Here is a 2,528-nt window from a genome sequence, read left to right as displayed (position 1 = left end):
GCTCTGCGTGGCCTGCCGCTCCGGCCGCGTCGACCCGGACGGGTACTGCGAGAACTGCGGGCACGCCCAGCCGCGCGAGCGCGACCACATGGAGGAGGAGCTGGACGCGGTCGCCGCCGTCAGCGACCGGGGCCTGCGCCACCACCGCAACGAGGACGCGTTCGCGATCTCCGCGGCCGCGCTGCCCGACGGCTCCCCCGCCGTCGTCGCGATCGTCTGCGACGGCGTCTCCTCGGCGACCCGCCCCGACGAGGCCTCGCTCGCCGCCTCCCGCGCGGCCAACGAGTCCTTGCAGGGCTCACTGCCGCGCGGCACGCACCCGCAGCAGGCCATGCACGAGGCCATCCTGTCGGCCGCCGAAGCCGTCAACTCCCTGGCCACCGAGCCCGCCGCCGCCCGCGAGCACAGCCCGCACCAGAACGCGCCCGCCTGCACCCTGGTCGGCGCGATCGTCGCGGGCGGCCTGCTCGTCGTCGGCTGGGTCGGCGACAGCCGCGCCTACTGGATCCCCGACGACCGCAGCGGCCCCGCCGTCCGCCTCACCGAGGACGACTCGTGGGCCGCGCAGATGGTCGCCGCCGGCCTGATGAACGAGGCCGAGGCGTACGCCGACGACCGCGCGCATGCCATCACCGGCTGGCTCGGCGCGGACGCGTACGAACTGGAGCCGCACACCGCTTCCTTCAAGCCGGACCGCGCGGGCGTGGTGGTGGTCTGCACGGACGGGCTGTGGAACTACGCGGAAGCCGTCGAGGAGATGGCGCGGGCCGTGCCCGCCGACGCCGCGGACCGCCCGCTGCGCAGCGCCCAGGTCCTGGTCGGCCACGCGCTGGACGGCGGGGGCCACGACAACGTAACAGTGGCGGTCGTCCCGTTCCCCTACGCGCCACAAGGGGCAGGATCGGCCCAGCGCCGGACGCCGGACGGGGGATGTCCGGCGCCCGGAGGTTCTGAGCGGTTCTGAGGACCTGGGGACCTGAGGATCTGAGGGGGAGCAGCATCCATGGCCAATTTCTCGAAGTCGAACGTGCCGCAGTTCACGGTCGACGTCTACCAGAACGAATTCCTGCCCGAGGGCGGCCGCGAGGTCAACGCCATCGCCACGGTGACCTCCACCGGGGGCGGGACGGTCGGCTCCGCGGTGAGCGCCCCGCATCTCTACGCCGCGGGGCAGAGCCCGGACGCCGCCGTGGCGATCATGGTGGACTGTTCCGGCTCCATGGACTACCCGCCGACGAAGATGCGGGGCGCCAGGGACGCCACGGCCGCCGCCATCGACGCCGTCCGCGACGGCGTGCGCTTCGCGGTGATCGGCGGCACGCACATCGCCAAGGAGGTCTATCCGGGCAACGGCCGCCTCGCGGTGGCTGGCCCGGAGACCCGCGAGCAGGCCAAGCAGGCGCTGCGCGGGCTCAGCGCGGGCGGCGGCACGGCGATCGGCACCTGGCTGCGGCTCGCCGACCGCCTGCTCGCCTCCGCCGGCCTCGCCCCGTCGGCGGTGCGGCACGGCATCCTGCTCACCGACGGGCGCAACGAACACGAGTCGCCCGAGGACCTCAGGGCCGCCCTCGACTCCTGCGCGGGCCGCTTCACCTGCGACGCCCGCGGTGTGGGCACGGACTGGGAGGTGAAGGAGGTCACGGCGATAGCCTCCGCGCTCCTCGGCACCGCCGACATCGTCGCCGACCCGGCCGGGCTCTCCGCCGACTTCACCCACATGATGGAGACGGCGATGGGCAAGGAGGTCGCCGACGTCAGTCTGCGGCTCTGGACCCCGGTGGGCGTGGAGATCAAGTTCGTGAAGCAAGTGGCGCCCACGGTCGCCGACTTGACGGACCGTCGCACGGAGGCGGGACCGCGCGCCGGGGACTACCCCACGGGGTCCTGGGGCGACGAGTCCCGGGACTACCACATCTGCGTACGGGTACCGGGCGCCGCCATCGGCCAGGAGATGCTCGCCGCCCGGCTCTCCCTGATCGTGCCGCAGGGCGACGGCGGCACGCAGACGCTGTCGCAGGGCCTGGTGCGGGCGGTGTGGACGGACGACATGGCGGCGTCCACCTCCATCAATCCGCAGGTCGCGCACTACACGGGCCAGGCGGAGCTGGCCCAGGTCATCCAGCAGGGACTGGACGCCCGTAAAGCGGGGGATCTCGACGGGGCGACCGCGAAACTCGGCCGCGCCGTCCAGCTGGCGGCCGCCTCGGGCAACGCGGATACGGCGAAACTGCTTTCGAAGGTGGTGGACGTGGTGGATGCCGCGGAAGGTACTGTTCGATTGAAGGCGAAGGTCGCCGAGGCCGACGAGATGACACTCGAGACGCGGTCGACGAAGACCGTTCGCGTGAAGAAGCAGTAGCAGTACCAGCAACGGACCATTCGCGTACGTACGGCCTGCGGGCCGGAGAAGGAGAGGGGGAAGCGCCGACATGCCGACCTGCCCGAACGGACACCAGTCGGGTTCCGACGACTGGTGCGAGGTCTGCGGTCACCGCATGGCCGGTGCCGTACCGCCGCCCCCTCCCCCG

2 protein-coding genes are annotated in these 2,528 nt (G+C 72.7%); both read left to right on the top strand.

Annotated features, from left to right (window positions below; all coding sequences use genetic code 11):
* On the top strand, positions 1-964 hold a 964-nt coding region (locus GKQ77_RS31455; RefSeq protein ID WP_219692521.1), incomplete at its 5' end, for a PP2C family protein-serine/threonine phosphatase.
* Between the two features lie 39 nt (positions 965-1,003).
* Entirely contained in the window at positions 1,004-2,359 is a 1,356-nt protein-coding gene (locus GKQ77_RS31450; protein WP_219692520.1) for a vWA domain-containing protein, read from the top strand.
* The last annotated feature ends 169 nt before the right edge of the window (positions 2,360-2,528 follow it).

Source organism: Streptomyces anatolicus (assembly GCF_019400875.1).
Lineage (GTDB): Bacteria > Actinomycetota > Actinomycetes > Streptomycetales > Streptomycetaceae > Streptomyces > Streptomyces anatolicus.
Note: the sequence above shows the minus strand (reverse complement) of the source record. Positions and strands in the feature narration are given on the sequence as shown.

Excerpts from the sequence above, each read along its gene's own strand:
- GKQ77_RS31450 (WP_219692520.1), top strand. The coding sequence starts at position 1,004 with ATGGCCAATTTCTCGAAGTCGAACGTGCCGCAGTTCACGGTCGACGTC.